This window comes from Streptomyces sp. PTY087I2, assembly GCF_001687325.1.
Lineage (GTDB): Bacteria > Actinomycetota > Actinomycetes > Streptomycetales > Streptomycetaceae > Streptomyces.
This window is the reverse complement of the sequence record NZ_LZRD01000002.1, coordinates 245760-271623: the sequence shown is the minus strand read 5'-3', so window position 1 is coordinate 271623 and position 25864 is coordinate 245760. Positions and strand designations below refer to the sequence as shown.

The window sequence follows — 25864 nt, the reverse complement described above, 5'->3', positions numbered from 1 at the left end:
TCATCAGTGTTGGTGCTCAGCAGTTGACTTGCCCTCGCCCTTGTCCTCGGCGCCCTTCTTCTCCGTTCCACCGGCCGTGTGGTGGTGCGGCTCGTACCCCGGGATCGTGCCGTCCGGCTTCTTGACCAGCAGCAGTCCCGCCATCCCCATGTCCGAGTGGCTCTGGACGTGGCAGTGGTACATCCACGCGCCCGCGCCCACGCGTTCGCCCGCGATGATCTGGAGGCCGAAGGAGTCGGCGGGTCCGCAGATCTTGTTGTCGATGACCCGGCTGGGGTCGTCGGGGCCGGTCAGCAGACCGGTGCGGTTGTCCGCCCAGCGGTGACCGTGGATGTGGAAGGTGTGGTAGTACTCGCCGTGCGTGATCATCACGAATTCGAGCCGGTCACCCACCGTGGCCTCGAAGTTGACGCTGTTGTGCTCCGCCTTGTTGTTGATCGTCATGTCGTTGAAGACGACCGTGCACGTCTGGTCCGGCAGGATGTCGCCCTTGCGGCGGACCACGACCGGTCCGTACAGCCCCTTGCGGATCCCGCCGGTTCCGTGGTCCGTGCCGACGACATGGTCGTGGTAGTGCCAGTAGCCCGCACTGCCCGGCTCCCAGGTGCCGCCCTTGCGGCGGCCCGGGGCATGTGTGCGCCAGGTGTACGTCCGGGTGCCGCCGGGCTCGACGTGGCTCTTGTTCATCCGGGTGCCGTCGTTGGCGATGTCGTAGTCCACGCCGTGCACATGGAGGCTGGCGTCGACGTCGGTGAGGTTCTCGAACTCGATGTGGACCGTGTCGCCCTCGTTCAGCTCGATGAGGGGGCCGGGGATCGAGGCCTTGCCCTTCTCGAAGCCGTAGCCCAGCTCGCCGTTGGGCAGCTTCTCGGCGTACATCTTCAGTCGGCGTGTGACGCCGCCCGCCGGGGCCGTGCGCGGCGGGTTCTCCGCCGAGCTTGCTTCCACCGCGCCCAGCGACAACGATGTCACTCCGGTCGCGGCCGCGGCTGCGCCGCCGACCAGCATCCGCCGGCTGAAGGTCCTGCGGTCCATGTCGAACTCCCCACTGCGGTAACGGGACTGGCGGAAGCGCGAGGGGCTGGATGCACCCCGGAACGGGCCACACCGTAGCCGGGGACCCAGCGTTTATCCACACTCAGGACAAAGTTCGTGCGATTGCTGCCGTAGCTATTGGCGGACCATGAAAAGAGGTCTAGCTTCGTGCGCTGTCGCAGTCAACACAGAGGCAAGGCAGAAGAGTTAGCGACCCACAGTCACCGAGAGGTGCAGTGACCACAGAGGGGTGGGTGACCACATGCAGCGCGCATCACATCACCGGTCCAGATCACGACGCGGCCTCGCGGCGGCCGTGGCGGCCGGCGCACTGACCGTGTCCATGCTGGGCGGCGGAGGCCCGGCCAACGCGGACACATCGCCGGACCGGGCCCTGGTCGAGAAGATGGCGACAACGTTGTCCCTCCCGTCTCCGCCGGGCGCGCAGAACCAGGTGAAGGTGCTGGTGTTCCACGCGTCGGCGGGTGACGAGGCCCCGTACACCGACGCCGGGATCGCGGCGATCGAGAAGATCGGGCTCACCGGTCCGGAGGCCCAGCGGTTCACCACCGTGGCCACCGCCGACCCGAAGGTCTTCACCAACGGCAAGCGGCTCGGCTCCTTCCACGCCGTCGTCTTCCTGACCGGCGGGGGCGACGTCCTCGATCCGGAGCAGGAGGCGGGCCTGGAGGCGTACATGGAGGCGGGTGGCGGCTTCCTCGGCATCCATGACGCGGCGCGCACCGAGCCGTACTCCGACTGGTTCACCGGTCTGGTCGGGGCCCGCCCGGCGGCGAACAGCCCGACGTCCGTGCAGCGGGCGACCGTCGAGATCGGGGACCGGGTCCACCCGGCCACGAAGAGCCTGCCGCTGGAGTGGAAGCGCCCCGACAAGTGGCTGAACTGGACGAAGAACCCGTCCGGTGACGTCCACACCGTGGCGCGCGTACGGGAGTTGACGTACAGCCCGGGTGCGAGCGCCAACGGCTGGGACCACCCGGTCTCCTGGTGCCGCGACTACGACGGCGGCCGGTCCTTCTACACGGCGATGGGCGGTACGGCGGACAGCTTCGCGGAGACCGACTTCCGCGACCATCTGCGCGGCGCGCTCTCCTGGACGAACCGGACCTCACAGGCCGACTGCAAGGCGACGATCACCTCGAACTACACCGCGGAGCGGGTCACCGAGCCCAACCAGCCGGGCCAGAACGACCAGATCGGCGAGCCGCACGGGCTGGTGACCGCGCCGGACGGGCGGGTCTTCTACATCGGGCGCGGCGGGGCCGACAGCTCGGTCCCGGTCGTCATCGACTGGAACGACCCGGACATCGGCAAGGGCAAGGGCGAGATCCACGTCTACGACCCGGCGACGAAGAAGGTCACCCTGGCCGGTGCGCTGGACGTCTTCGGCAACAAGGGCGGCGGCGACGAACTGGTCAAGGTCGAGGAGGGGTTGCTCGGTATCGAGCTGGACCCGGACTTCGCGTCCAACGGCTGGGTCTATCTGCATTACACGCCGCACGCGAAGATCGACCGCGACAAGCGTATGGCGACCCGTCAGGTCTCCCGCTTCACTTTCGACCCGGCGACGAACACGCTGGATCTGGCCTCGGAGAAGGTGCTGCTGGACTGGCCGGTGCAGATCAACAGCTGCTGCCACGCGGGCGGCGGCATGGCGTGGGACTCGAAGGGCAACCTGTACATCGCGACCGGTGACAACAACTCCTCCGGTTTCAGCGACGGTTACTCCGGAAACAACCCGCAGCCGAACTACAAGGGCGTCTCCTTCGCGGATGCCCGGCGCACCGCGGGCAACACCAACAACCTGAACGGGAAGATCCTGCGGATCCACCCGGAGGACGACGGCACGTACACCCTGCCCTCCGGCAACCTCTTCACCGGTGAGGAGCCGGACGAGGGCGGCGGCAAGACGCGCGGCGAGATCTATGTGATGGGCGTGCGCAACCCGGCCCGTATCTCGATCGACAAGTCGACGGACACGCTGTACGCGGGCTGGGTCGGCCCCGACGCGGGGGCGCCGTCCACCACCTGGGGTCCGGCGAAGTACGACACGTTCGCCGCGATCACCAAGGCGGGCAACCACGGCTGGCCGTTCTGCATGGGCAACAACCAGCCCTACCGGGACCGCAATCTGCCGGACCCGACGAAGCCGCTGGGCTGGTACGACTGCGACGCCCCGAAGAACGAGTCGCCGAACAACGACGGCCTGGTCAAGCTGCCGCCGGTGACCCCGAACACCATCTGGTACTCGCCGCAGGGCGGCGGGGTCGACTACCCGCGCGACGAGAACGGCGTACCGAGCTACAAGACGGAGGAGGGCAAGGAGCTGCTGCCCTGGCTCAAGGGCGGCGGGCAGGCCACGATGAACGGCCCGGTCTACCGGTACGACGCGCAGAGCGAGTCCACCGCCAAGTGGCCGGCCTACTGGGACGGCAAGTGGTTCGTCGGCGACTTCTACGACGACACCCAGCCCCGGCACGCCGTGCTCACCGACCCGAAGACGGTCGGCAAGGGCGGACTGCCCACGCACGCCGAGTCGTTGAAGAAGATCATCCCGGTCGGCAACGACGGCATCCGCAACCTCATGGACTGGAAGTTCGCGCCGGACGGTTCGCTGTACGTCCTGGACTACGGGCGCGGCTTCTTCACCTCCGACTCCAAGTCCGCGCTGTGGCGCGTCTCGTACAAGGGCGGCGGCGCGACGCCGGCCGCCGCGGATCTCGTGGATAAGGCGGCGAAGTGAGACCACGTCCGTACCTCGCACGCAGGCGGCACCGTCCGCCGAGTTTCTGGGTGGCCCTGCTGGCCTCCCTCCTGATGGTCCTCGGGCTGACCTCGACGGCCGCGTACGGCAAGGGCGGTGACGGCCCCGGGGCGAAGGCCGCCGACCAGGTGCTGACCTGGACCGCGGGCGATCCGATCGACCACTATCTGACCGCGCCGAAGACGGCGGTGGCCGGCAAGGCGACGATCGTCTTCGAGAACAGCACGGCCACCGGGAACACCACGAGCATGCCGCACACGCTGACGTTCAGCGTGTCGGACCCGGAGTTCAACAACGACGTCCAGCTGAACATCCTGGCCAACCCGGGTGACTCCGAGGGCGGCAAGCACAGCGTGGAGGTCACGCTGTCGCCCGGCCGGTACTTCTACCACTGCACGATCCCCGGCCACGGCATGATGCAGGGCATCCTGACCGTCACCGAGGGCAGCGGCGAGGACACCGAGGCCCCGGCGACCTCGGCGAAGGTCGACGGCGATCAGAACGGGGACGGCGCGTACATCGGCCAGGCCACGGTGACCGTCGAGGCCACCGACGAGGGCTCCGGCGTCGACACCGTCGAGTACGCGCTCGGCGCGGACGGCGAGTGGCAGCCCTACACCGCGCCCGTCGTGGTGAACGAGGTCGGCGACCACACGGTCCGCTACCGGGCCACCGACAAGGCGGGCAACGCGGCCGAGGAGAAGTCCGTCGACTTCGCGGTGGCGGCCCCGCCGACCGACGACGAGACGCCGCCGGAGACCTCGGCGACCGTCACCGGCGAGAAGGACGACGCGGGCGCGTACCTGGGCATGGCCACGGTCACCGTGACCGCGTCCGACACCGGGTCCGGCGTCAACACCATCGAGTACGCGCTCGGCGCGGACGGCGAGTGGCAGCCCTACACCGCACCGGTGATGGTCCACGAGCTGGGCGAGCACACCGTCCGCTACCGGGCCACCGACCGGTCGGGCAACGTCGCGGACGAGAAGTCCGTCGAGTTCACCGTGGTCGAGCCGCCGTCGCAGGACCAGACGGCTCCGGAGACCTCGGTGACGGTCGAGGGCGACAAGAACAGCGACGGCGCGTTCATCACCAGCGCCAAGGCGACCGTCACCGCGACCGACGACGACTCGGGCGTGGACAAGGTGGAGTACAGCCTCGACGGCGGACCGTACCTCGCGTACACCACCCCGGTGATCGTCGACCGGGTGGGCCACCACACGATCGCACACCGGGCGACCGACAAGGCGGGCAACACCTCCGAGGCGAAAAGGGTGTCGTTCACCGTCGCCCAGGGCGGCGGGGTTCCCGCGCCGAACTGCGCGGAGTTCGACGAGCGGCACACCGTCTTCGTCGGCACGGTCGACACGGGCGTCCCGAACCGGATCACTCGTAACCGCTGCACGATCAACGAGCTGATCGAGGACGAGAAGGACTGGTCCTCCCACGCCCTGTTCCTCAAGCACGTGACGGCGGTCCTCGACAAGCTCAAGAGCGACGGCGTCATCGACCAGCGCGAGCGCAAGGCGATCAACCAGGCCGCCAAGCAGTCGGGCATCGGCAAGCCGGGTCAGTCCGAGGGCTACACCAAGCTCTTCGACGGCACGGCGGCCTCGCTCGCCAAGTGGCAGCACGTGGGCGGCGGCGCGTTCGGACTGAACGAGGAGGAGGGCTCGATCACCAGCTCCACCACGGTGGACGGCATGGGCATGCTCTGGTTCCCGACCCGGGCCTACGGGGACTTCTCGCTGAAGCTCCAGTGGCGGGACGACGCCCCGGGCTCGGGCAACGCCAACGGCGGGGTCTTCGTCCGCTTCCCGAAGGTCCACGACCACCCGGAGGAGTCGCGTCCGGAGTGGGTCGCCATCAAGTACGGCCATGAGATCCAGGTCAACGACCGGCCGGACGGCGACATGTACAAGACCGGTTCGGTGTACGGCTTCGACCGGGTGGGTCTCGGCGGCGCCGGGGTCACGCCCAAGGGCACCTGGAACGACTACGAGATCAAGGTGGTCGACCAGCACTACGAGATCTACCGCAACGGTGTCCTGATCAACGAGTTCGACAACACCGGTGGTCAGCTCTTCGAGCCGCCGCGGGGCGACGACCCGGGCACCGACGGCCGGCGGTTCGCCTCCGGTTACATCGGGCTCCAGGTCCACGGCGTCACCGACGTCATCTCGTACCGCGACATCCGGATCAAGGAGCTGTAAGCCGTGCTGTAACGCGTAGGGAGAGGTCTCAGGAGGCCGTGGCCGCATGCTCAGGCGTGCGGGCGCGGCCTCCTGGGTGTCGGTGCCGCCACACCCAGAACACCGTGCAGGAGACCAGCGCCCAGCCGGCGAGCACCAGGTACGGGAAGACGAACTGGTGGCCCTGGTAGTAGACGGCGGTGTGCTGGGCGTTGACGGAGGCTCCGGGCGGCAGCCAGCGGCCGATGTGGCCGAGCGCGGAGGGCAGCAGCGGCCAGGACACCGCCCCGCCGGACGACGGGTTGCCGAGCAGCACCATGACTCCCCAGGTGGGGATCATCGCCCAGCGGCCCATCAGGGTGTTGAACATCGTGAAGACCATGCCGGAGGTGAACATCGTGAACGCCAGGATCAGCCAGGACTGGACGAACGGCAGGTCGACCGCCCCGAGCCACCAGTCCACGGCCGCCGCGATGGCGAAGCCGCCGAGCAGGGCGTAGGCGACGGTGAAGGCGATGCGCTCGGCCGGGTTGAGGCCATGGGCGTGCACGCTGAGCTGGATCGCGCCGAGGAAGCCCATGATGACGGCGGCCAGCGAGATGTAGAACAGGGCGAGCCCGCGCGGATCTCCCCGCTGGAGCGGCTTGACGTCCCGGACGGTGACCTCGACGCTGGTGGCGTCCCCCACCTCGGTGCCCGCCTTGCCGAGCAGTTCGGCCACGGACGCGCCGGAGGCTCCGGCCACGTCGAGCGCCACGCCGTCGTCGGCCGCGCGCACGATCGCGAAGACCTTCTGTTCGTCCAGGGCGCGGCGGGCGTCGGCGACGTCCGGGTAGTCGTGGAGTTCGAGCGAGGCGTCGAGGGCCTTCTCCATCCCCGCGACGAACGCCTCGCCGCGCTCCACCTCCGGCTGGGTGACCAGGGCCGCCGGGATCCGGTGCGGGGTGGGGTCGGCCATCGCGTACGTGTAGGAGCCGGCGAAGAGACCGGCAGCGGCGGCGACGATCAGGACGAGGACGGTCGCGGGCAGGAACGGGCTGTTCTTGTACGCCTCCCAGCGCTCGCGGAGGGTGAGCGGCCGTCCGTGCGCGCCGTGCCCCTCGCTGCTTCCGCTCACGCCGTGTCGCCGTCGTCGTCATCGTGGCGGGCGCGGCTGGGCTGGACGCGCTTCGGTTCGCCGGGCATCTTCGGGTACTCCGGCGGGTAGGGCATGTCGCCGAGCCCGCGCTCCTTCTCGTCCCGGTCCGCCAGCTCCAGCAGCCCGTCGAGCCGGAACGCCTCCTGGTCCATGTCGGCGTGCACGTCGCCGAGTTCGGCGTACCGCCCCGGCATCGTGCGGAGGTCGAAGTCGCGGGGTTCGGCGTCGTCGATCTCGTCCCAGCGCAGCGGTGCGGAAACGGGGGCGTGCGGGAAGGGGCGTACGGAGTAGGCGGAGGCGATGGTGCGGTCGCGGGCGGTCTGGTTGAAGTCGACGAAGATCCGCTCGCCGCGCTCCTCCTTCCACCAGGCGGTCGTCACCCGCTCGGGCATCCGCCGCTCCAGCTCGCGCCCGGCGGCGATCGCGGCGCGCCGCACCTCGACGAAGGTCCACGCGGGCTCGATGGGCACGAAGACGTGCATCCCACGCCCGCCGGAGGTCTTGGGCCACCCCCGTACGCCGTGGTCCTCCAGGACGGAGCGCAGCTCGTGGGCGGCGGCGACCGCGTCGGCGTAGTCGGTGCCGGGCTGCGGGTCCAGGTCGATGCGCAGTTCGTCCGGGTGGTCGGTGTCCCCGGCCCGCACCGGCCAGGGGTGGAAGGTGAGCGTGCCGAGGTTGGCGGCCCAGATCACGGCGGCCAGCTCGGTCGGGCAGATCTCGTCGGCCGGACGGCCGCTGGGGAAGGCGATCCGGGCGGTGGGGATCCACTCGGGGAGGTTCTTCGGGGCGCGCTTCTGGTAGAAGAAGTCGCCCTCGACCCCGTCCACGAAGCGCTGGAGCGTGGTCGGCCGGTGGTTCAGGGCACGCGTGATCCCGGGACCGACGGCCAGGAAGTATTCGGCCACGTCCCTCTTGGTGTAACCCTTCTCCGGGAAGTACACCTTGTCCGGGTTGGACAGCCTCACGGCCCGTCCGCCCGCGTCCAGCTCCACCGCAGCTCCCATGACGGCCACCGTAGGCCGGTCGCACATATGCCGCACATCGGGCGACATGGGTGGGTGCGCGGTCCAGAATCGGGCCATGGACCTGCCGGTGATGCCGCCCATCAAGCCGATGCTCGCCAAGTCGGTGGCCAGGATCCCGCCGGGCATGGCGTACGAGGCGAAGTGGGACGGCTTCCGGGCGATCGTCTACCGGGACGGCGACGAGGTCGAGATCGGCAGCCGTACGGGCAAGTCGCTGACCCGCTACTTCCCCGATCTGGTCGACGCCGTACGGGACAACCTCCCGGCGCGCTGTGTGATCGACGGGGAGATCGTCATCGCCCACGAGGGGCGGCTCGAATTCGAGCGGCTCAGCGAGCGCATCCATCCGGCGGACTCCCGGGTGCGGATGCTCGCCGAGCAGACCCCGGCGAGCTTCATCGCCTTCGACGTCCTCGCGGTCGACGACACTTCCCTTCTGAGCACCCCGCAGGCGGACCGGCGGGCGGTGCTGACGGCCGCCCTCTCCGGCGCCTCCGCGCCCGTGCTCCTCGCCCCCTCCACCACGGACATCGAGCTGGCCCGGCAGTGGTTCGACCGGTACGAGGGGGCGGGGCTCGACGGGATCGTGGCGAAGCCGCTGGACCTGCCCTACCGGCCCGACACCCGGGTGATGTACAAGATCAAGCACGAGCGGACCGCCGACGTCGTGGTGGCCGGCTACCGCGAGCACAAGAGCGGCCCGGTCGTCGGCTCGCTGCTGCTCGGCCTGTACGACACCGAGGGCGTGCTCCAGCACGTCGGGGTCTGCGCGGCCTTCCCGATGAAGCGGCGCGCCGAGCTGGCCGAGGAACTCGCCCCGCTGCGCTGCGCGTTCGCCGAGCACCCGTGGGGCGCCTGGGCGGACGCGGCGGCGCACGAGCAGTCCCGGCTGCCGGGCACGCAGAACCGCTGGACGGGGAAGAAGGACCAGTCCTGGGTGCCGCTGCGCCCGGAGCGGGTGTGCGAGGTGGCCTACGACCACATGGAGGGCGACCGGTTCCGGCACACGACCCAGTTCCGCCGGTGGCGGCCGGACCGGTCCCCCGCGAGCTGTACGTACGCGCAGCTGGAGGAGGTCGTCTCCTACGACCTGTCCGAGGTGCTGTCAGGCGGCTGACCCCGGCTCACCGGTCGGCGTGGCGCAGGGCTCGTCCGACCCGCCCGGGCCGGGCGTTCCGGTGTCGTCGGACGGGGACGGCGACGGGGTGTCGTCGGGGCAGCCCGGGTCGGTCCCGCCGGGGTCGGGCGGTGTGGTGGGCCCGGTCGGGTCGGGGCCGGGGTCCGTGGGGTCCGGGCCCGGGTCGGTCGGATCGGTCGGGTCGGGGCTGGGACCCGGGCCGGGGTCGGTGGGTCCGGGGCCCGGGTCCGTCGGATCGGGGCTCGGGCTCGGGGAGCCGGGGTCCGTGGGCCGGGGGGTGGGGCTCGGGCTCGGCGGTCTGGTCGGCTGCGGCCCGACGACGACGCCTCCGTCGTCCTTGCCGGGGCGTTCCGGAGCGCCGGGGCCGCCGACCGGGGAATGGGGGCGGGTCTTCCCGCCGGGTCCTGGGCTGACCGGGAGGACGCCCTCGCCGTCGGCGACCGGATGGCTGCCCTTGCGGTAGAACTCCAGCCAGGACAGCACCGTCCGCAGATAGGTGTCGGAGCGGTTGTAGCTGAGGATCGCCCGGTCCAGGTCGGCGCGGCGGGTCAGATCGCGCGAACCGGCGCACAGGTAGTGCCCGGCGGCGAGCGCCGCGTCGTAGATGTTGTTCGGGTCCTTGCGGCCGTCGCCGTTGCCGTCCGCGCCCCAGGCCGCCCAGGTGGACGGGATGAACTGCATGGGCCCGACGGCCCGGTCGTAGGTGCGGTCGCCGTCGTACGCCCCGTTGTCGGTGTCCCGGATCAGGGCGAAGCCGTTGCTGTCGAGCGCGGGGCCGAGGATCGGGGTGAGGGTCGTCCCGCGCGCGTCGACCCGCCCGCCGGACGCCTGGCCGGACTCGACCTTGCCGATCGCCGCGAGCAGCTGCCACGGCAGCCCGCACCCCGGGTCGCTGCGGCCCACCGCGTTCTGGGCCCGGTGGTAGGCGGCCAGCACGGTGGCCGGGATGCCCGCCTCGGACCAGGCACGGACCACGAGGGGGTCGGGCTTCTTCCCGGGTTTCAGGGGTGCGGGCGGCTTCGGGGACCGCAACGGCGGTAACTCGGTGTGGTAGACGTCGTCGCCCGGCACCTCGGTCCACACCACGTCGTCGGAGGCCGCCGCCTTCTCCTTCCGGGGCTCGGGCAGGGCGAGCCCCGGGGCCTGGGACGCGGTGAGCGCGGTCATCGCGGCGACGGCGGTGGCCGTGGTGCCGAGCCGGCGGCGCACCGTGCGGTGGAAGCTCATGCGGATTCCCTTCGCTCAGCGGGTGAACGTGTCGATGGCGGCGATCAGCCAGGTGTCCCCGCGGCGGACGGCGTCCACGGCGAACATGGCCGCCGCGTACGTCGTCTCCTCGTCCTTGCCCGTACGGGTGTTGCTCTGGTCGGCGAAGATCAGCAGCCGGGCGCGGTCGCTGTCCAGGAACTCCACTCCGCTCTCGGTGACGGTGGTGGTCAGGACGAGCTTCTGCTTGGGGGCCTGCTCCCGTATGTCGGCGAGCATGTCCTTGTGCTGCTGCACGGCCCGGCCGGTCAGATACGTGCGCGCCGCGCGGTCGGACCGGGCGGGCGAGGCGTAGTCGTAACTGAACACCGCGCCGACCGCCTCGCTGATCCGGCCCTTCACCTCGCTGGTGCGGCCGATGTCGGTGAGCGCGGCGTTCTGCCGGGCGGGCTCGTCGCGGAGACTGCTCGCCGAGGAGAACGCCCAGACGGCGAAGGCCCCGAGGAGCACCGTGAGCGCGCAGAGCACGGCGGGCAGGGTGATGCGGAGCCGGGGCTTCCTGGTGCGGGGGGCGCCGTCGTCCGCAGGGCTGTCGGCGGCGTCGGCCGGGGCTTCGGGAGCGGTGCCTGCTTCCGTATCGGCAGGGGTGCTCGCTTCGGCGCCGGTGTCCGATGCGGCCGGTGGGGCGGGCTCGGTCGTGGTGACCGGGCCGGCGGTCGACCCGGCCGCCGGTTCCGTCCCGGACTCCGTCGTACGCGGTGGTGCCGTGGCCAGCCGGCGACGGCGGTTGACGAGGTGACGGGTCGTCGACATGGGTGGGTCCTCTCCGGGGCGTACGGGGTGGGCGGGGTGCGGCGCGGAGGTCAGCCGCCCGTGGAGCCGACGGGCGCCTGGCCCAGCGCGCTGAGCTTCCACCCCCCGGAGGTCCGGGTGAGAGTGCCGAGCAACCGGCTCTCCTTCACCGCCGGTTCACCCTTGGGCGCGGCAACCGTCACCCGCAGCGCGACCATCACCCCTGCCCGGCCCGCCCGTTGGTCCAGCTCGGTCACCGCACCGGAGAGGACCTTGGCCGTGCTCACCGTCTTCGCATCGGCGATCTGCTTCGCGAACGCATCGCGCCCGTCGACGAGTTGGCGGTGGAGGTCGCCGGTGGTGGACTGCTCCCAGCTGTCGAGCCCCTGCTCCAGCGCCTTGTGGTCCAGGGTGTTCATGTTCTGCACCGCCTGCTCCCCCGCCGCCAGCGCGTCATCCCGCGCCTGTGCGAAGGACGCCGCGTCGTCGTGCGAGGCCTCGTAACGCTGCCAGCCACCCCAGCCCGCCGCTCCGGCCGCGCAGACCACCAGGGCCAGGGCGGCGAGCAGGAGCGGGTTTCCCTTCCCGGTGGTCCCCCGCGTGTCGGTCTTCGCTGTCGTCGTCCGCCGCCGTGCCATCTGCTGCCTCTCCCCTGCCTGCCGAACCGGACCCGTCCGCCATCGCCTGCGGGTCGCCGTCATGTGGAGCCGATCCCGACGATCCACCAGCGCCCGTCGCGCAGTTCGGCGACCACCGTGAGCTGCGCGGAGGCGGTGGTGGGGGCCCGGCCCCGGCGCTCGTAGACCTGGTCGAGGAAGACCAGGAGGTGTGCGCTGTCGTCGGTCAGCCGGGTCACGCCGGCCCGGACGACCTCGGTGGTCAGCGTCAGCTTCTGGTCGGCGGACTGCCGTTCGACCTGGCCGAACAGCGCCGCGTACTGCTGGAGCGCCTTGCCCGCCAGCACCTCCTTCGCTGCCGCCTGCGTCGTGGCGGTGGCCCCGGGACCGTACGAGAAGACCTTGCTGAGCGCGCTGCTGACGTCGCCGGTGACGCGCGTGGTCGCCTCCGCGTCGGTGAGCGCGAGGTTCGCCGTGGCCGGGGTGTCGCGCAGCTGGCGCCCTTCGGCGTACAGGACGCCGCCCGTGGCGATCAGGGCGACCGTCAGCAGGGCGCCGAGGACGCGCGGCCACCGGCGGCGGGGCGCGTCCGCACCGTCGTGCGGGTCCGGTGCCCGCGTCTCGGCCTCCTCGGCCCCGGGGTCGAGGTCGGGGTCGAGAGCGACATCGCTGTTCACCGTCGTCGTTCCTCCGCTCGCTCTCATCGGCCGCCGCCCGTCCCGATCGCCGCGAGTGCCTTGACCTTCCAGCCGTCGGCCGTACGGGCGAGGGTCGCCCCGAACCGTTTGCGCTGGGTGCCGGCCGCGCCGGTGCGCGGGGTCACCTCGACGTCCACGGTGGCGATCAGCTCCGCCGTACCGGTGCGCTCGTCCAGTGCGGTGAGCGCCGCTGAGGTGACCTTGCCCCGGGCCGTGTCGCCCGCCGTCGTGAGGGACTTCGCGTCGGCCTTACGGGTCCGCTCCAGCTCGTCGTGGAGCGGGCCGGTGGAGGAGTCCAGCCAGGCCCGTAACCCGTCGTCGACCCGCTGTGCGTTCTCGCCGTCGAGGCTGTTCAGCGTCGCGAGGTGGCGCTTTCCCTCGGCGAGGGCCGTGTCGCGGGCCTTCGCGTAGGACAGGGAGCGGTCGCCGCGCGCCTGCCCGTACGACCAGGCCCCCAGACCGCAGACCAGGGCGGCGACGAGCAGCACGGCCCAGCCGCCCAGGTGCCGGGTGCGGGGGGTCATGAGCCGCCTCCCAGGCCCAGCAGCCCGGCCATGCCCTCGGCCGGCGGCTGTGCGGTCGCGGCCTCTCCGGCCACGGTTCCGGGCAGCTTCATCGAGCCCGGGACGGCCGGTTTCGGTACCGGGCCGCCCTTGGGGGCGTTGGCGCTGCCCCGGACGTTGATGCCGGTGCCGGGCGAGGACGTGCAGCGGGCGGCGGTGTTCACGGCGGGCCCGGCCGAGGTGTCGAGGCCGTTGCGGTAGACCGTGCCGCCGTAGCCGGCGGTGCAGGGCAGCGGTTCGAAGAAGGTGACGGACATCCCGAACCGGGCGCCGTCGTCGTCGACCGCGCTCGCCCCGGCGGCGGCGACGGCGGGGAGTTTCACGAGGAGTTCCTCCAGGCCGCGCTGTCGGGTGACGGCCACCTCCGATGTGGTGAGGAGGTTGGCGACGACGACGCCGAAGGCCGGGTCGACGTCGCGCAGCAGTCCGCTGATCTGGACGGCGGCGTCCGGGGTGGTCGCGATGAGGCGGCGCAGGTCGCCGTCGGAGCCCTTGAGTTCGGCGGCCAGTTCTTTGGCGCCCTTGGCGAAGCCCTTGAGCGCCTTGCCCTGTTCGGCCTGGGTGCGCAGGACCTGCTCGCCGTCGGCCATCAGCCGGGTGGTGACCGGCAGGGCCTTGTCCGCGGCCTCGATGAAGTCGCCGCTGGTGTCCAGCAGGACCTGGAGGTCGTCGCCGCGCCCTTCGAAGGCGGCCCCGAACTCCTCGACGACGGTCCGCAGGCTCTCCAGGTTCACCGAGCTCGCCAGGTCGTCGACGCTGGTGAGTACGTCGGTGGGGGGCGCGGGAATGGTGGTGTCGGCCTCGTCGATGACCGAGCCGTTGCCGAGGTAGGGGCCGTCCGCGCGGGTGGGCCGCAGGTCGACGTACTGCTCGCCGACCGCCGAGAGGTTCGCGACGACGGCCGTGAGGCTGTCCGGGATGCGCGGGGCGTCCTTCTCGATCCGCAGTTCGGCCTCGACGCCGTTCTCGGTCAGCTCGATGGGGCCGACGCGGCCCACGGAGACGCCCCGGTAGGTGACGTTGGAGTGGGTGTACAGGCCGCCCGTCTGCGGGAGTTGGACCGTGACGGTGTAGTAGCTGCGCAGTCCGACGTAGTGGCCGAGATCGGCGTAGCGGACGCCGAGGTAGCCGAGGACGAGGACGGCGATGACGAGGAAGGCGAGGTTCTTCAGCCGGACGGCGAGGGTGATCACGGTGTCGCCTCCTTCGTGGTCTTCGGCGTGCCCGGAGCGGTGGTCCTCGGCGTGCCCGACACGGCGGGCAGCGGGAGCGGGAGGGGCAGCGCGCCCTTGGCCGACGCGGCCGGTTCCTCTCCCTCGGCCGGGGGCTGCGGAATGCCCGGCGGGTCCGGGGTGAGGGCCGGGATGATCTGCGTGCCGGGCATGGCCGTCACGTCCAGGTAGACGTTGAGGTAGTCGCCCTTGACGCCGCGCAGCACCTCGTCCGTGAACGGGTAAGTAAGCAGCACCTGAAGCGAGTTCGGGAGGTCCTGGCCGGAGTCGGCGAGCGCCTTCAGCGTCGGGGCGAGCGCCTTGAGGTCGGCGATCATGTCGGCCTTGCTCCGGTTGATGGTGTCGACGGCGACCGTGGACAGGGTGTCGAGGGAGCGGAGCATGGTCAGCAGGGAGCCACGCTGCTTCTCCAGGACCTTGAGTCCGGGGCTGAGCCCGGTGAGGACGGTGCCGACGTCCTGTTCGCGGGTGGCGAGGGTGGCGGCGAGCCGGTTGACGCCGTCGAGGGCCTGGGTGATGTCGCCCTTGTTCTCGTCCAGGTTGGTCACGAGGGTGTCGACCCGGTTGAGCACGGAGCGGATCTGCGGTTCCCGCCCGGAGAGCGCCTTGTTCAGCTCGGTGGTGATGGTCTTGAGCTGGTGGACGCCGCCCCCGTTGAGGAGCATGGACAGGGCTCCGAAGACCTCTTCGACCTCGGGGTTCCTGTTGGTGCGGGAGACGGGGATGCGGCCGCCGCTCGCCAGCGATCCCCGGGCGGTGCCCTCGGGGGGCGGGGAGAGCTGGATGAACTTCTCGCCGAGCAGGCTGGACTGTTCGAGCCGGGCGTAGGCGTTGGCGGGGAGCTTGACGTTCCCGTTGACCTTCATGGTGACCCGGGCCCGCCAGCCGTCCGGGGCGAGCGCGATCTTCGTGACGCGCCCCACGGAGACGTCGTTGACCTTGACCGAGGACTGCGGGGCGAGGCTGAGGACGTCGCCGAACTCGGCGGTGACCTCGTAGGGCCGGTCGCCGAGGTCCGCGCCGCCGGGCAGCGGGATCTGCTCGATGCCGGTGAAGGAGGGGGTGTCGGGGCGGACCACGACCAGGGCGATCAGCGCGCCGGTGGCGAGCAGCGCGACCGCGCCGGCGGCCGCCCGTGCGGCGGGTCCGCGCCGGATCTCGTCGTTCATCGCTCGGCCCCCTTCTCCTGGTCGGTCCCGCCGGACGTTCCTGCCTTTCCGGCCTCGCCCGGATTGCTGGCCCCTCCCGGCTTGCCGGGTTGTTTCTCGGGGGTGCCGTAGACCGTGCCGACCTCCGGCAGCGGCAGGACGGGCAGGGCCTTGCGGCGGGTCGCGTCGACGGGGGCGAGGCCGGTGAGCCGGCTCGCCGCGGCGGCGGCCCCGGGCTCCACGAGCGGCCCGCCCATGGACAGTTCGTTGAGGTTGGTCCGCCCGTTGAGGGTGCGGTTGGCCGGGTCGTAGGCGTTGAGGACGTTGCCCGCGGCGAGCGGCAGGGTGTCCATCGCCTCGGCGAGCGAGGCGCGCTGGTCGACGAGCGCCTGGGTGACCGGCACCAGGGCCTCGACGTTCTTCTTGAGCGAGCCGCGGTTCTTGGCGATGAACGTCTTGACCTGGCCGAGGGCGGTGCCGAGCTCCTTGAGGGCCGCGCTGAGGTTCTTCTTGTCGTCGGCGAGGAAGGAGGTGACCGTGTTCAGTTGCTGCTCGGCGCTGCGGACGTTGCCGTCGTTCTCCTTGAGCATCGTGGTGAAGCCCTGGAGGTACTTCAGGGTGTCGAACAGATCGTCGCTGCTCTTGTCGAGCGTCTTGGTGGCCTTGCCGAACTGTTCGATGGAGTCGCCGATGGCCTTGCCGTTGCCGTCGAGGTTCTTCGCCCCGGTGTCCAGGAGCCGGGCCAACGCCCCGTTCGCGTTGGCCCCGTTGGGGCCGAGCGCGGTGGACAGCTCGGTGATGGAGGCGTACAGCTCGTCGACCTCGACGGGGGTGGCGTTGCGGGCGGCGGGCAGCACCGCGCCGTCGGCGAGCCGGGGGCCGCCGTCGTAGGCCGGGGCGAGCTGGATGTAGCGGTCGGCGACGAGGCTGGGGGCGACGACGACGGCGTGGGCGTCCTTGGGCACGTCGATGCCCTTGTCGAGGCGCAGGACGACCTTCACCTCCTTGCCGCGTGGCTCGACGGAGTCGACCGTGCCGACCTTGACGCCGAGGATCCGCAGGTCGGATCCGGCGTAGACGCCGGTGACCCGGTCGAAGTAGGCGGTGACGGTCCTCTTCCCGTCCTCCTCCAGGGCGCTCACGCCGGTGGCGGCCACGACGGCGACGAGGGCGAGCCCGGCGCCGATGCCGGTGATGCGGGTGCGTCTCATGTCAGCGGCCCCCTTGCTGCCGGGGTGGCAGGCATCCGGTCGCCGGGGGTGTGCCGGCGGGCAGGTAGTTCCTGGGCACGACGCCGCAGACGTAGTTGTCGAACCAGCGCCCACTGCCGAGGGTGTTGCCGACGAGCCGGCTGTAGGAGCCGGTCGTGGCGAGGACCTTGTCGAGGCTCTTGCGGTTCTTGACCAGGACGGCGGTGACGCGGCCGAGGGAGGCCAGGGTCGGCCCGAGCTGCTTGTCGTTGTCCTTGACGAGTCCGGTGAGCTGGGTGCCGAGGTCGCGGGTGCCGGTGAGCAGCAGATGGATGGAGTCGCGGCGGGCCTGGATCTCGCCGAGCAGCAGGTTTCCGTCCTCCAGGAGCGTTTCGAAGCTGCTCTTCTTCCCGTCGAGGGTCTTCGTCAGCTTCTTGCTGCTGCTGAGCAGGGTGGCGAGCTGGGCGTCGCGTTCGGAGACCGTACGGGAGAGGGCGGAGAGGCCGTCGGCGGCGCTGCGGACGTGGGGCGGGGAGTCCTTGAAGGTGGCGGAGATCGTCTCGAAGCTCTTGGCGAGCTGGTCGGTGTCGATCTCGCCGATGGTCTCGCCGAGCCCGTTGAACGCCTGGGTGACGTCGTACGGGGAGGTGGTGCGGCTCGCGGTGATACGGGAGCGGGGGTCCTGCGGGGCGTCGCCGAGGGGGTCGACGGCGAGGTACTTCTCGCCGAGCAGGGTCTTGATGGCGATGCCGACGGTGGAGGAGTCGCCGATCCAGGCGTCCTTCACCCGGAAGTCGACCCGGACCTTCGCGCCGTCGAGGGAGACGCCGGTGACCTTGCCGACCTTCACTCCGGCGATGCGCACCTCGTCGCCGTCGGCGAGTCCGGCGGACTCGGTGAAGTCGGCGCTGTAGGTGGTCCCGTTGTCGACGAAGGGCAGGGAGTCGGCGCGCCAGGCGGCGAGGCCCAGCAGGGTCAGGACGAGGAGTCCGACGAGGGCGACGGCGACCGGGTTGCGTTCCCGGATGGGTCTGATGCTCATGCCAGGCACCTCGGTTGGGTGATCGCGATGCCGGTGGGCGGCTTGCTGCCGTCGTCGTGGGTGACGCCGCTGACCTTCGCCTCGCAGAGGTAGAGGTTGAGCCACGATCCGTAGGACGTCAGCCGGCTGATGGCCGCCATCTTGGCCGGGGTCTTCTGGAGGAAGTTCTCGATCTGCGGGGTGCCCTTCTCCAACTGGCCGCTGAGGCGTCCGAGTTGGCGGATGTCGTCCTTGAGGGGCTTCCTGCCGTCCTGGAAGAGGTCGGCGGTGACGGTGGTGAGCGCGCCCATCGCGGTGATGGCCTCGCCGAGCGGTTTGCGGTCGCCGGAGAAGCCGGTGACGAGCTTCTGGAGGGTGACGACGAGGTCGTCGAAGCCCTTCTCCCGGTCGTTGACGGTCTTGAGGACCGTGTTGAGGTTCGTGATCACCTCGCCGATGACCTTGTCCTTCGCGGCGACGGTCGTGGTGAGCGAGCCGACGTGCCGCAGGATGCTGTCGACGGTGCCGCCCTCGCCCTGGAGGACCTGGACGATGGAGCCGGCGAGCTGGTTGACGTCGGGCGGCGACAGCCCCTCGAACAGCGGCTGGAAGCCGTTGAAGAGCTGGGTGAGGTCGAGGGCCGGGATGGTGCGGGAGAGCGGGATGGTGTCCCCGGGCGCGAAGGTCCGGCCGACGGGCCCGGTGCCCCGGTCGAGGTCGACGTACCGCTGGCCGACCATGTTGAGGTATTTGATGGACGCCGTCACCGAGGCGGGGAGGTCGCGCCCCTTGCGTACGCCGAAGGTGACCTCGGCGACGCGCCGGTCGGCGACCCGTACGGATTCGACCTGGCCGACCTTCACCCCGGCGATCCGGACGCTGTCGCCGGGGATGAGGCCGGTGGCGTCGGTGAACCGCGCCTTGTACGTGGTGGTGTCGCCGACGCCCGTGTTGGCGATGGAGAGCCCGAGGACGGTGGTGGCCAGCACGGTGACGACGATGAAGACGAGGGACTTGGTGACGGGTCCCGCGAGCGAGCGGCGTTTCACTTGAGCTTCACCTCCGCGCCGCGGAAGGCCGGGCCGATGAGCACGCCGCTCCAGTCGGGCAGGTCCCCCGGCCGGACCTTCAGCGAGGGGGCGACGAGTTCGTTCACGAGCCGGGACTCCTCGGGCGAGTTGGGCAGTCCGAGCGCGGTGTCGGTGCCGTCGTCGGTATCGCCCCGAGTGGCCGGGGGCGCGGTGACGTCGGCGGCCCGGCGGGTGTCGGCGGTCGGGGCGTGCTTGCCGACGTACGGCACCGAGTAGCACGTCGGGCCGCCCGTGGCGTTGTAGACCGGGGTGTCCCTGCCGGGGACGTATTTCCCCTTCGAGGGAACGGACTTGACCGACACATGCAGTCCCGGTTCGTTCGTCCCCTTGCCCAGCGCCTTGTCCATGGCGGGGACGAAGCCGGCCAGGGTGCGCAGGGTGCAGGGGAACGACTCGGCGTATTCCGCGAGGAGTTCGAGGGAGGGCCTGCTCGTGGCGGAGAGCCGGATGAGGTTGTCCTTGTTCTCCCGCAGGAAGGAGGTCATGTCCTGTGCGGCGGCCGTGGTCGTGCCGTGGAGGGCGGCGAGCCGCGCCTCCTGGTCGGCGAGGGTGGAGCTGGTGACCGTGGCGTCTCTCAGCGCGTCGAGGACGTCCGGCGCGGCGTCCGCGTACAGCGTGCTCACCTTGACGAGTTCCTTGATGTCGGCGTTGAGGGTGGGGAGTTGGGGGTTGAACTTCTTCAGGTGCTGATCGAGCGTGGTCAGCGTGGAGCCGAGCCGTTCACCACGTCCCTCCAGCGCCTGGGAGACGGCGTTGAGGGTGGCGGAGAGCTTCTCGGGCTTCACGGCGGTCAGCAGCGGCAGGACGTTGTCGAGGACCTGTTCCAGCTCGATGGCGTTGCTGGAGCGGTCCTGCGGGATGACGGCCCCGGCCCGCAGCGTGGTGGCCGTGGGGATGCGGGGCGGGACGAGCGCGACGAACCGGGCGCCGAAGAGGGTGGTCGGCAGCATCTGGGCGGTGACGTCGGCGGGGACCTGGCCGAGTTTGTCGCGGTCGATGGCCAGGGTGAGGCGTGCGCCGTCGCCGTCGGCGGCGATGGAGCGGACCTGCCCGATGACGACACCGCGCATCTTCACATCGGCGCCCGTGTGCATCTCGTTGCCGGCCGATCCGGTGCGGACCGTGACGGTGGCGTCGTCGGTGAAGTCCTTCTCGTACACGGAGACCGAGACCCACACCAGGACGGCGGGCACCAGCAGGAAGGCGACTCCGGCGAGGCGGCGGCGGACCGTACGGGTGCTGGATGTGCGCATCAGCCGGCCACCTTCACCGTCGTCGTGGCGCCCCAGATGGCGAGCGAGAGGAAGAAGTCGGTGACGCTGATGAGCACGATGGCGTTGCGCACCGAGCGGCCGACGGCCACCCCCACGCCGGCCGGTCCGCCGGTGGCGTGGAAGCCGTAGTAGCAGTGGGCGAGGATCACCAGCACGCTGAAGATCAGCACCTTGAGCACCGACAGCAGGACGTCCTGCGGGGAGAGGAAGAGATTGAAGTAGTGGTCGTAGGTGCCCGCCGACTGGCCGTTGAAGAGGATGGTGATGTAGCGGGAGGCGACGTACGAGGAGAGCAGCCCGATCGCGTACAGCGGGATGATCGCGACGACTCCGGCGATGATCCGGGTGGTGACGAGGTAGGGCATGGAGCGCACGCCCATCGCCTCCAGAGCGTCGACCTCCTCGTTGATCCGCATCGCGCCGAGCTGGGCGGTGAAGCCCGCGCCGACGGTGGCGGAGAGGGCGAGCCCGGCGACCAGGGGGGCGATCTCGCGGGTGTTGAAGTAGGCGGAGACGAACCCGGTGAAGGCCGAGGTGCCGATCTGGTTGAGGGCCGCGTAGCCCTGGAGTCCGACGACGGTGCCGGTGAACAGGGTCATGGCGACCATCACGCCGATGGTGCCGCCGATGACGCCGAGTCCGCCGCTGCCGAAGGCGACCTCCGCGAGGAGTCGCTGGACCTCGCGCAGATAGCGGCGCAGGGTGCGGGGGATCCAGACAAGTGCCCGTACGTAGAAGGTGAGTTGGTCGCCCGACCGGTCGAGCCAGTTCAGCATCGCCATCGGTCAGCTCCCCTTCGCGGGGACGATCTGGAGGTAGATCGCCGTGAGGACCATGTTCACGAAGAACAGGAGCATGAAGGTGATGACGACGGACTGGTTGACCGCGTCACCGACCCCTTTGGGGCCGCCGCGCGGATTGAGGCCCCGGTAGGCGGCGACGATGCCCGCGATGAAGCCGAAGATGAGGGCCTTGAACTCGCTGATGTAGAGGTCGGGCAGCTGGGCGAGGGCGGAGAAGCTCGCGAGGTACGCGCCCGGGGTGCCGTCCTGCATGATCACGTTGAAGAAGTAGCCGCCGAGCGTGCCGACCACCGAGATCAGCCCGTTGAGCAGGACGGCGACGAGCATGGTGGCCAACACCCGGGGGACGACGAGGCGTTGGATGGGTGAGACGCCCATGACCTCCATCGCGTCGAGTTCCTCGCGGATCTTGCGGGAGCCGAGGTCGGCGCAGATCGCGGATCCGGCGGCGCCGGAGATCAGCAGCGCCACGATGAGCGGGCTCGCCTGCTGGATCACCGCGAGGACGCTGGCGCCGCCGGTGAAGGACTGGGCGCCGAGCTGCTGGGTGAGGGAGCCGACCTGGAGGGCGATGACCGCGCCGAACGGGATGGAGACGAGGGCGGCGGGCAGGATGGTGACGCTCGCGACGAACCAGAACTGCTCGATGAACTCCCGTACCTGGAAGGGCCTGCGGAAGATGGCCCGGGCCACGGCGACGGCGAGCGCGAACAGCTTCCCGGTCTCGCGGAGCGGCGCGAGCAGCCGGGAGGGGCGGCGCTGCTCGGGGGTCTTCCCGGGGGCGACCTGCGGAGGTTTCCCGGGCGGCTCGGGCGGCCGCACCGGCATCGGGGCGGTCACGCGCGCGCACCTCCCGCGGCCGGGGCGTAGCTGTTGAGGATCGCCGTACGGGCGGCCTCCGGCAGCTGGCCCATCATCGACATGACCCGCTCGCGGCGGCGCAGCGCGCCCTGGCGTACGGGCATCCCGGGCGAGGGCTCCAGCTGGGGGACGACGGTGCGGGGGCCGGTGGGCAGCGGGACGGTGTCGGCCAGCTGTTCGGCGGCGAGGGTGGCGGCGTCCTTCTCCTCGGACATGCCGATGGGTCCTTCGCGGCGGCCGGCGAGGAACTGGGAGACGACCGGGGTGTCGCTGGTGAGCAGCACCTCGCGCGGGCCGAAGGTGACGAGGTTGCGGCAGAACAGCATGCCCATGTTGTCGGGGACGGTCGCCGCGATGTCGAGGTTGTGGGTGACGATGAGCATCGTCGCGTCGATCTGCGCGTTGAGGTCGATGAGGAGCTGCGAGAGGTAGGCGGTGCGGACCGGGTCGAGACCGGAGTCCGGCTCGTCGCACAGGATGATCTGGGGGTCCAGGACCAGGGCGCGGGCGAGGCCGGCCCGCTTGCGCATACCGCCGGATATCTCGCCCGGCAGCTTTCCCTCGGCGCCGAGGAGGCCGACGATGTCGATGCGTTCCATCACGATGCGACGGATCTCGGATTCCTTCTTGCGGGTGTGCTCGCGCAGCGGGAAGGCGATGTTGTCGAACAGCGACATCGAGCCGAAAAGGGCGCCGTCCTGGAACATGAGGCCGAAGAGTTTCCGGGTCTCCATGATGTCGCGTTCCGGGCTGTTCACCATGTCGACGCCGTTGATGAGGACGCGCCCCTGTTCGGGCTTGAGAAGCCCGATGATGGATTTCAGGAAGACGGTCTTTCCGGTGCCGGAAGGACCGAGCATGACGCTCACTTCACCGGCGGGCAGGGTGAGGCTGACGTCCTGCCAGATGTTCTGCTTCCCGAAGGATTTCGTCAGGCCCTCGACGACTACTTCGATTCCCATCGGCCCTCCCTCGACGTGGCGGTGAACGTTTTCATCGGCTGGCGCTCCGGCTCTGAGAAAGGCGATGGCGGCTCGTCTGTCATGCGGTGACAAGACCGGTTCCCCGCCTTGTCGGAATCTGCGCCGGCGCCTGGGCGTCCGATCCGGGCGACCCGGCACCGCAGCGGAGCGAACCGGGAAACGAGCAGGCCCGACGAGCTGGTGCGCAGGCGTTTTCGATCGGCACTGCTGGGACGCTACGGTCCGGTAACCTGAGTTCGCAATACTGGGTACAGAACTTCCTCGGCGAGAATTCATTCGGCGCCGAGGATTGTCTGCGGATGAGTGATACCGTTTTCAAACCTGTCGGATGATGAGGAATCAGCAACCCGCGCCCCGGGGGCCGCAGACGCTCACCGCTCCGGTTTCGGCTTCCTCGGCGGGCAGTCGGGCCCTTCCGGGTTCGTGGCCACGCACAGGGGCGCCTGGGTCATCTTGGTGTAGTTGTCGGCCTTCTTCCCCGGGCTGGAGATGGCCGAGGTGAAGATCGGGTCGAGGTCCTCGGTCACGCCGCACCCCTTGAACGGCGGGATATGGGCGTACCCGGTCAGGGTGCCGCCGTACGCCACCAGATAGCCGGCCGGCGGATAGCTCTGGCCGTACCCCTTCAGCACCTGCTCGAAGGGGCGTTCGGTGCGGCAGTCGGGGCCCACGTCCAGGGGCACGCCGTTCACCTCGACGTCGGAGAGCCGCATCACGAGCTGGGCCGTGACCGTGGTCTCCTCCGGGTAGGTCGGCGTGTTGGTGACCGTGTGGGTGTGGATCGCGGCCGGGGGTCCCACCTGCTCCAGCGTCATGGTGGCGGTGGTCGGCATGAACCCGTAGCTGAGGAACGTGGCCTTCGTCGGCGGGAGTTGGCGCTTCCCCTCGTAGTCGAAGTCGACTTCCGAGCTGACGTCGACGGTGGAGGCACAGGAGTCGTTGATGTAGCGCTTGTTGAGCACCACCTTCATGAACGCGGGCCCCAGCGCGGCCGCTCCGTCCAGCTTGGCGGCGTTGGCGTAGCCGGCCGCGTAGGTCTCGGCGGTGGTCATCACCCACTCGGGCGGGATCTCGATCGGGCAGCTGCCCGGGTCGTCCTCCAGGGCCTGGAGCCGCTTCTCGGTGAGGGCGTCGATCTTCTCCCGCGCGCTGGGCGGCAGCCCTTCGGCCGGGCGGGTGGGGGTCGGCTCGGGTACGGGGTCGCTCTCGCCGGGCCGGGGTGCGGGGGCCGTGGGGTCCTGGTCGCCGCGGATGGCGATGGCGGCGAGTTCGGGTTCCTGGCCGGGGGCCGGGGCGCAGGCGACGTCGAGCCCCGGGGGTGTGGTCGGCTCACCGGCCTCCGTGAGCGAGGTCAGCGCGAGGGCGAGTGCGTCGGGGGTCAGGGTCGCGCGTCCTGGACTGCCGAAGGAGACCGTCGGCACGTCCCCGGTCGCGGTGAGGGTCAGTGCGCCCTGCCCATCGCCGTCGCCCTCGCCACCGCCTGGTTCGGGCAGGTCCGTCGGCGGGGGGGTCAGGTCCTGCCAGGAGGCGTCGGCGGACTTGTCGCCGACGCTGTTGCGTACGGTGAGCCGCGCGACGGCCGACAGGGTGGCGGCGTCCAGGTCGCCGAACCGGGCGAGCGCCGTCGGCGGCAGGGTCACCTCGACCGCCACCTGACCGGGGCGGATCTCCTCGCCGGTCCGCGCCGAGGTGGGGAGCACCGCCGAGACGACGACGTCCACCTCCTCGGGCCCGGAGGGGAAGGGGCAGGTGTAGCGGAGGGCGACCTCCGACTTCTGTTCCGCGGCGGCCGATTCGGCGCTGGGGACGAGTGCGGTGGCGACGACGAGCGCCCCGCCCACGGCCCAGTGGATCGGTCGTCTCGCTGCGGCGCGTGCATCGACGGTCATACGGATGTGTCCTTCCGGCGCGCGTGGGCCCAGAGGATGGGCGGCTGCGGAGCGGGTCCGGTGTGCGGCGGCGGCTCTGCGGGCGGCGGCCGGGCGGGCGGGCCGCGGGGGCTTCCGGACCTCGGACGGGCCCCTGCCGACGGGTACGGTACGCACGCCGACGACGCCCTGGGAAGGGCCGGGTTCCCGATCGGATCACCGGCGTACGGACTTTGGCAGCGGGTGACAATCCGGTGCCGCGCCCCTTGTCGGCGGGTGCGCGAAATCGTGCCCGGCCGTCGGGTGCGCACGGCCGGGCACGACGTTCAGACGCGGTACGTCATCGGCGCGGGATCAGCCGCTGATGACCGGGGACTGGCCCGATGCCGCGTTCACGATGGTGTAGAGGCCCTGGAAGCTGGCGGTGGTGCCGACGATGCCGCAGCCGCCGCCGACCTTGTTGGCGATGGACAGGGTGAGCCCGCCGCCCGCGGTGTCCAGGGTGCCGTTGCTGCCGCCGGCGGACGGGTTGTTGTACTTCCCGGCGACCTTGCCGGTGACGTCGAAGGTGCAGGGGCCGAGGATGCTGCTCCCGGACACCTTCGCCGTGATCGCCCTGATCTCACCGGTCACCTGGCCCGTGGAGTTGGTGCCGGCGCCCGCCGCGTAGTCCAGGCCCCAGATCTCCCACGTCGGCGTGGTGGTGACGGTCCAGGTGGAGCTGAACGGCCCGGTGCACGGCGAGTTGAACGAGATCGCCGAGATGGCCGCGAGGTTGGCCGGGCTGCCGGCGACCGGGGAGGACGGGGCGTTGCCCGAGGCGGCGGAGGTCGCGCACTGGATCTTGTTGCCGTTGTTGTCGGTCAGGACGGTCACTCCGGCGCTGCCGTTGAAGTTGCCGGTCGGGGTGATCGTCCAGCTGGTCGGGGCGGCGACGGCCGACGGGGCGGCCAGCACGACGGATGCGGCGGCGGCGCCGATCGCGGTCAGGACACCGGTTCGCTTGAACATGGGGGTACTCCCTTTTCTCGTCCCGTTTGGGGATGGGTGCTGAACGTGACTGGAGAGCTTCGTGCGCTGTGTTCGCCGGGCCGGGCGGTGCGGCACGGTCGGCGGGTCCACGGGTGCCGGACGGTGCGGCACGCGGCGGGGTCCGCGAGCAGGGGGCTGCGGTGCGCGGACCGGGGCATGGGGACGGTCGGCC

At 70.7% G+C, this 25864-nt stretch carries 22 protein-coding genes; 3 read left to right on the top strand and 19 right to left on the bottom strand.

The window, feature by feature from the left end:
- Positions 1 to 3: 3 nt before the first annotated feature.
- Positions 4 to 1035 (bottom strand): multicopper oxidase domain-containing protein, encoded by a 1032-nt coding sequence (locus tag A3Q37_RS03040; protein ID WP_065477149.1) that lies wholly within the window; start codon positions 1033 to 1035, stop codon positions 4 to 6.
- 262 nt (positions 1036 to 1297) lie between these two features.
- Between A3Q37_RS03040 and A3Q37_RS03035 the strand changes: the two genes are divergently transcribed.
- A complete protein-coding gene (locus A3Q37_RS03035; RefSeq protein WP_255311717.1) occupies positions 1298 to 3799 on the top strand; it encodes a ThuA domain-containing protein in 2502 nt (833 codons plus the stop codon).
- Positions 3800 to 3873: 74 nt separating this feature from the next.
- The gene (locus A3Q37_RS03030) at positions 3874 to 6033 is read left to right on the top strand and encodes an OmpL47-type beta-barrel domain-containing protein (protein WP_255311722.1); all 2160 of its coding nucleotides are present in this window, start codon (positions 3874 to 3876) and stop codon (positions 6031 to 6033) included.
- A gap of 28 nt (positions 6034 to 6061) precedes the next feature.
- On the opposite strand, the gene A3Q37_RS03025 is transcribed toward A3Q37_RS03030, so the two are convergent.
- Positions 6062 to 7129, bottom strand: a complete 1068-nt coding sequence (locus A3Q37_RS03025; RefSeq protein WP_065477142.1) for a hypothetical protein — start codon at positions 7127 to 7129, stop codon at positions 6062 to 6064.
- Entirely contained in the window at positions 7126 to 8154 is a 1029-nt protein-coding gene (gene ligD, locus A3Q37_RS03020) for a non-homologous end-joining DNA ligase (RefSeq protein ID WP_255311716.1), read from the bottom strand. Before ligD ends, A3Q37_RS03025 begins: the two co-directional genes overlap by 4 nt.
- Before the next feature lie 76 nt (positions 8155 to 8230).
- Here ligD and A3Q37_RS03015 point away from each other — a divergent pair, with 76 nt between their 5' ends.
- Positions 8231 to 9292 carry an ATP-dependent DNA ligase gene (locus A3Q37_RS03015; protein ID WP_065477137.1) on the top strand — a complete coding sequence of 354 codons (1062 nt, stop codon included), beginning with the start codon at positions 8231 to 8233 and terminating at the stop codon, positions 9290 to 9292.
- Here the strand turns inward: A3Q37_RS03015 and A3Q37_RS03010 are convergent.
- The 16 genes from A3Q37_RS03010 to A3Q37_RS02935 all read right to left on the bottom strand — a co-directional run bounded on the left by A3Q37_RS03010 (position 9281) and on the right by A3Q37_RS02935 (position 25671).
- Positions 9281 to 10540: a lytic transglycosylase domain-containing protein gene (locus A3Q37_RS03010; RefSeq protein WP_065477135.1), complete on the bottom strand. Its 1260-nt coding sequence runs from the start codon at positions 10538 to 10540 to the stop codon at positions 9281 to 9283. The two genes, A3Q37_RS03015 and A3Q37_RS03010, sit on opposite strands and share 12 nt — an antisense overlap.
- 15 nt (positions 10541 to 10555) lie before the next feature.
- Complete coding sequence (locus tag A3Q37_RS03005; RefSeq protein ID WP_065477133.1) at positions 10556 to 11332, bottom strand: hypothetical protein; 777 nt, start codon at positions 11330 to 11332, stop codon at positions 10556 to 10558.
- Positions 11333 to 11382: 50 nt separating this feature from the next.
- Entirely contained in the window at positions 11383 to 11949 is a 567-nt protein-coding gene (locus A3Q37_RS03000) for a nuclear transport factor 2 family protein (RefSeq protein ID WP_065477130.1), read from the bottom strand.
- 59 nt (positions 11950 to 12008) lie between these two features.
- Complete coding sequence (locus tag A3Q37_RS02995; protein ID WP_065477128.1) at positions 12009 to 12605, bottom strand: hypothetical protein; 597 nt, start codon at positions 12603 to 12605, stop codon at positions 12009 to 12011.
- Between the two features lie 23 nt (positions 12606 to 12628).
- Entirely contained in the window at positions 12629 to 13150 is a 522-nt protein-coding gene (locus A3Q37_RS02990) for a hypothetical protein (RefSeq protein ID WP_065477126.1), read from the bottom strand.
- The gene (locus tag A3Q37_RS02985) at positions 13147 to 14382 is read right to left on the bottom strand and encodes an MCE family protein (protein WP_065477124.1); all 1236 of its coding nucleotides are present in this window, start codon (positions 14380 to 14382) and stop codon (positions 13147 to 13149) included. The genes A3Q37_RS02990 and A3Q37_RS02985 overlap by 4 nt, the downstream gene beginning before the upstream one ends.
- Positions 14379 to 15590 carry an MCE family protein gene (locus tag A3Q37_RS02980; protein WP_065477121.1) on the bottom strand — a complete coding sequence of 404 codons (1212 nt, stop codon included), beginning with the start codon at positions 15588 to 15590 and terminating at the stop codon, positions 14379 to 14381. The genes A3Q37_RS02985 and A3Q37_RS02980 overlap by 4 nt, the downstream gene beginning before the upstream one ends.
- Entirely contained in the window at positions 15587 to 16780 is a 1194-nt protein-coding gene (locus A3Q37_RS02975; RefSeq protein ID WP_065477119.1) for an MCE family protein, read from the bottom strand. Before A3Q37_RS02975 ends, A3Q37_RS02980 begins: the two co-directional genes overlap by 4 nt.
- A gap of 1 nt (position 16781) precedes the next feature.
- On the bottom strand, positions 16782 to 17801 hold the full coding sequence (locus tag A3Q37_RS02970) for an MCE family protein (RefSeq protein ID WP_065477116.1): 1020 nt from the start codon (positions 17799 to 17801) through the stop codon (positions 16782 to 16784).
- Positions 17798 to 18829, bottom strand: a complete 1032-nt coding sequence (locus A3Q37_RS02965; protein WP_065477114.1) for an MCE family protein — start codon at positions 18827 to 18829, stop codon at positions 17798 to 17800. The genes A3Q37_RS02970 and A3Q37_RS02965 overlap by 4 nt, the downstream gene beginning before the upstream one ends.
- Positions 18826 to 20124 (bottom strand): MCE family protein, encoded by a 1299-nt coding sequence (locus A3Q37_RS02960; protein ID WP_065477112.1) that lies wholly within the window; start codon positions 20122 to 20124, stop codon positions 18826 to 18828. The genes A3Q37_RS02965 and A3Q37_RS02960 overlap by 4 nt, the downstream gene beginning before the upstream one ends.
- Complete coding sequence (locus tag A3Q37_RS02955) at positions 20124 to 20927, bottom strand: ABC transporter permease (protein ID WP_065477109.1); 804 nt, start codon at positions 20925 to 20927, stop codon at positions 20124 to 20126. Before A3Q37_RS02955 ends, A3Q37_RS02960 begins: the two co-directional genes overlap by 1 nt.
- Before the next feature lie 3 nt (positions 20928 to 20930).
- The gene (locus A3Q37_RS02950) at positions 20931 to 21788 is read right to left on the bottom strand and encodes an ABC transporter permease (protein ID WP_065477107.1); all 858 of its coding nucleotides are present in this window, start codon (positions 21786 to 21788) and stop codon (positions 20931 to 20933) included.
- The gene (locus tag A3Q37_RS02945; protein WP_065477105.1) at positions 21785 to 22771 is read right to left on the bottom strand and encodes an ABC transporter ATP-binding protein; all 987 of its coding nucleotides are present in this window, start codon (positions 22769 to 22771) and stop codon (positions 21785 to 21787) included. Before A3Q37_RS02945 ends, A3Q37_RS02950 begins: the two co-directional genes overlap by 4 nt.
- 392 nt (positions 22772 to 23163) lie before the next feature.
- Complete coding sequence (locus tag A3Q37_RS02940) at positions 23164 to 24681, bottom strand: DUF6801 domain-containing protein (RefSeq protein WP_065477103.1); 1518 nt, start codon at positions 24679 to 24681, stop codon at positions 23164 to 23166.
- Between the two features lie 333 nt (positions 24682 to 25014).
- Positions 25015 to 25671 (bottom strand): hypothetical protein, encoded by a 657-nt coding sequence (locus A3Q37_RS02935; RefSeq protein WP_065477101.1) that lies wholly within the window; start codon positions 25669 to 25671, stop codon positions 25015 to 25017.
- Between the last annotated feature and the right edge of the window lie 193 nt (positions 25672 to 25864).

What these genes read in the sequence shown, in the direction of transcription:
- A3Q37_RS03040 (WP_065477149.1), bottom strand. Translation starts at nt 1,035, where the DNA reads ATGGACCGCAGGACCTTCAGCCGGCGGATGCTGGTCGGCGGCGCAGCC.
- A3Q37_RS03035 (WP_255311717.1), top strand. Translation starts at nt 1,298, where the DNA reads ATGCAGCGCGCATCACATCACCGGTCCAGATCACGACGCGGCCTCGCG.
- A3Q37_RS03030 (WP_255311722.1), top strand. Translation starts at nt 3,874, where the DNA reads ATGGTCCTCGGGCTGACCTCGACGGCCGCGTACGGCAAGGGCGGTGAC.
- ligD (WP_255311716.1), bottom strand. Translation starts at nt 8,154, where the DNA reads ATGGGAGCTGCGGTGGAGCTGGACGCGGGCGGACGGGCCGTGAGGCTG.
- A3Q37_RS03015 (WP_065477137.1), top strand. Translation starts at nt 8,231, where the DNA reads ATGGACCTGCCGGTGATGCCGCCCATCAAGCCGATGCTCGCCAAGTCG.
- A3Q37_RS03010 (WP_065477135.1), bottom strand. Translation starts at nt 10,540, where the DNA reads ATGAGCTTCCACCGCACGGTGCGCCGCCGGCTCGGCACCACGGCCACC.
- A3Q37_RS03005 (WP_065477133.1), bottom strand. Translation starts at nt 11,332, where the DNA reads ATGTCGACGACCCGTCACCTCGTCAACCGCCGTCGCCGGCTGGCCACG.
- A3Q37_RS03000 (WP_065477130.1), bottom strand. Translation starts at nt 11,949, where the DNA reads ATGGCACGGCGGCGGACGACGACAGCGAAGACCGACACGCGGGGGACC.
- A3Q37_RS02990 (WP_065477126.1), bottom strand. Translation starts at nt 13,150, where the DNA reads ATGACCCCCCGCACCCGGCACCTGGGCGGCTGGGCCGTGCTGCTCGTC.
- A3Q37_RS02980 (WP_065477121.1), bottom strand. Translation starts at nt 15,590, where the DNA reads ATGAACGACGAGATCCGGCGCGGACCCGCCGCACGGGCGGCCGCCGGC.
- A3Q37_RS02975 (WP_065477119.1), bottom strand. Translation starts at nt 16,780, where the DNA reads ATGAGACGCACCCGCATCACCGGCATCGGCGCCGGGCTCGCCCTCGTC.
- A3Q37_RS02970 (WP_065477116.1), bottom strand. Translation starts at nt 17,801, where the DNA reads ATGAGCATCAGACCCATCCGGGAACGCAACCCGGTCGCCGTCGCCCTC.
- A3Q37_RS02960 (WP_065477112.1), bottom strand. Translation starts at nt 20,124, where the DNA reads ATGCGCACATCCAGCACCCGTACGGTCCGCCGCCGCCTCGCCGGAGTC.
- A3Q37_RS02955 (WP_065477109.1), bottom strand. Translation starts at nt 20,927, where the DNA reads ATGGCGATGCTGAACTGGCTCGACCGGTCGGGCGACCAACTCACCTTC.
- A3Q37_RS02945 (WP_065477105.1), bottom strand. Translation starts at nt 22,771, where the DNA reads ATGGGAATCGAAGTAGTCGTCGAGGGCCTGACGAAATCCTTCGGGAAG.
- A3Q37_RS02940 (WP_065477103.1), bottom strand. Translation starts at nt 24,681, where the DNA reads ATGACCGTCGATGCACGCGCCGCAGCGAGACGACCGATCCACTGGGCC.
- A3Q37_RS02935 (WP_065477101.1), bottom strand. Translation starts at nt 25,671, where the DNA reads ATGTTCAAGCGAACCGGTGTCCTGACCGCGATCGGCGCCGCCGCCGCA.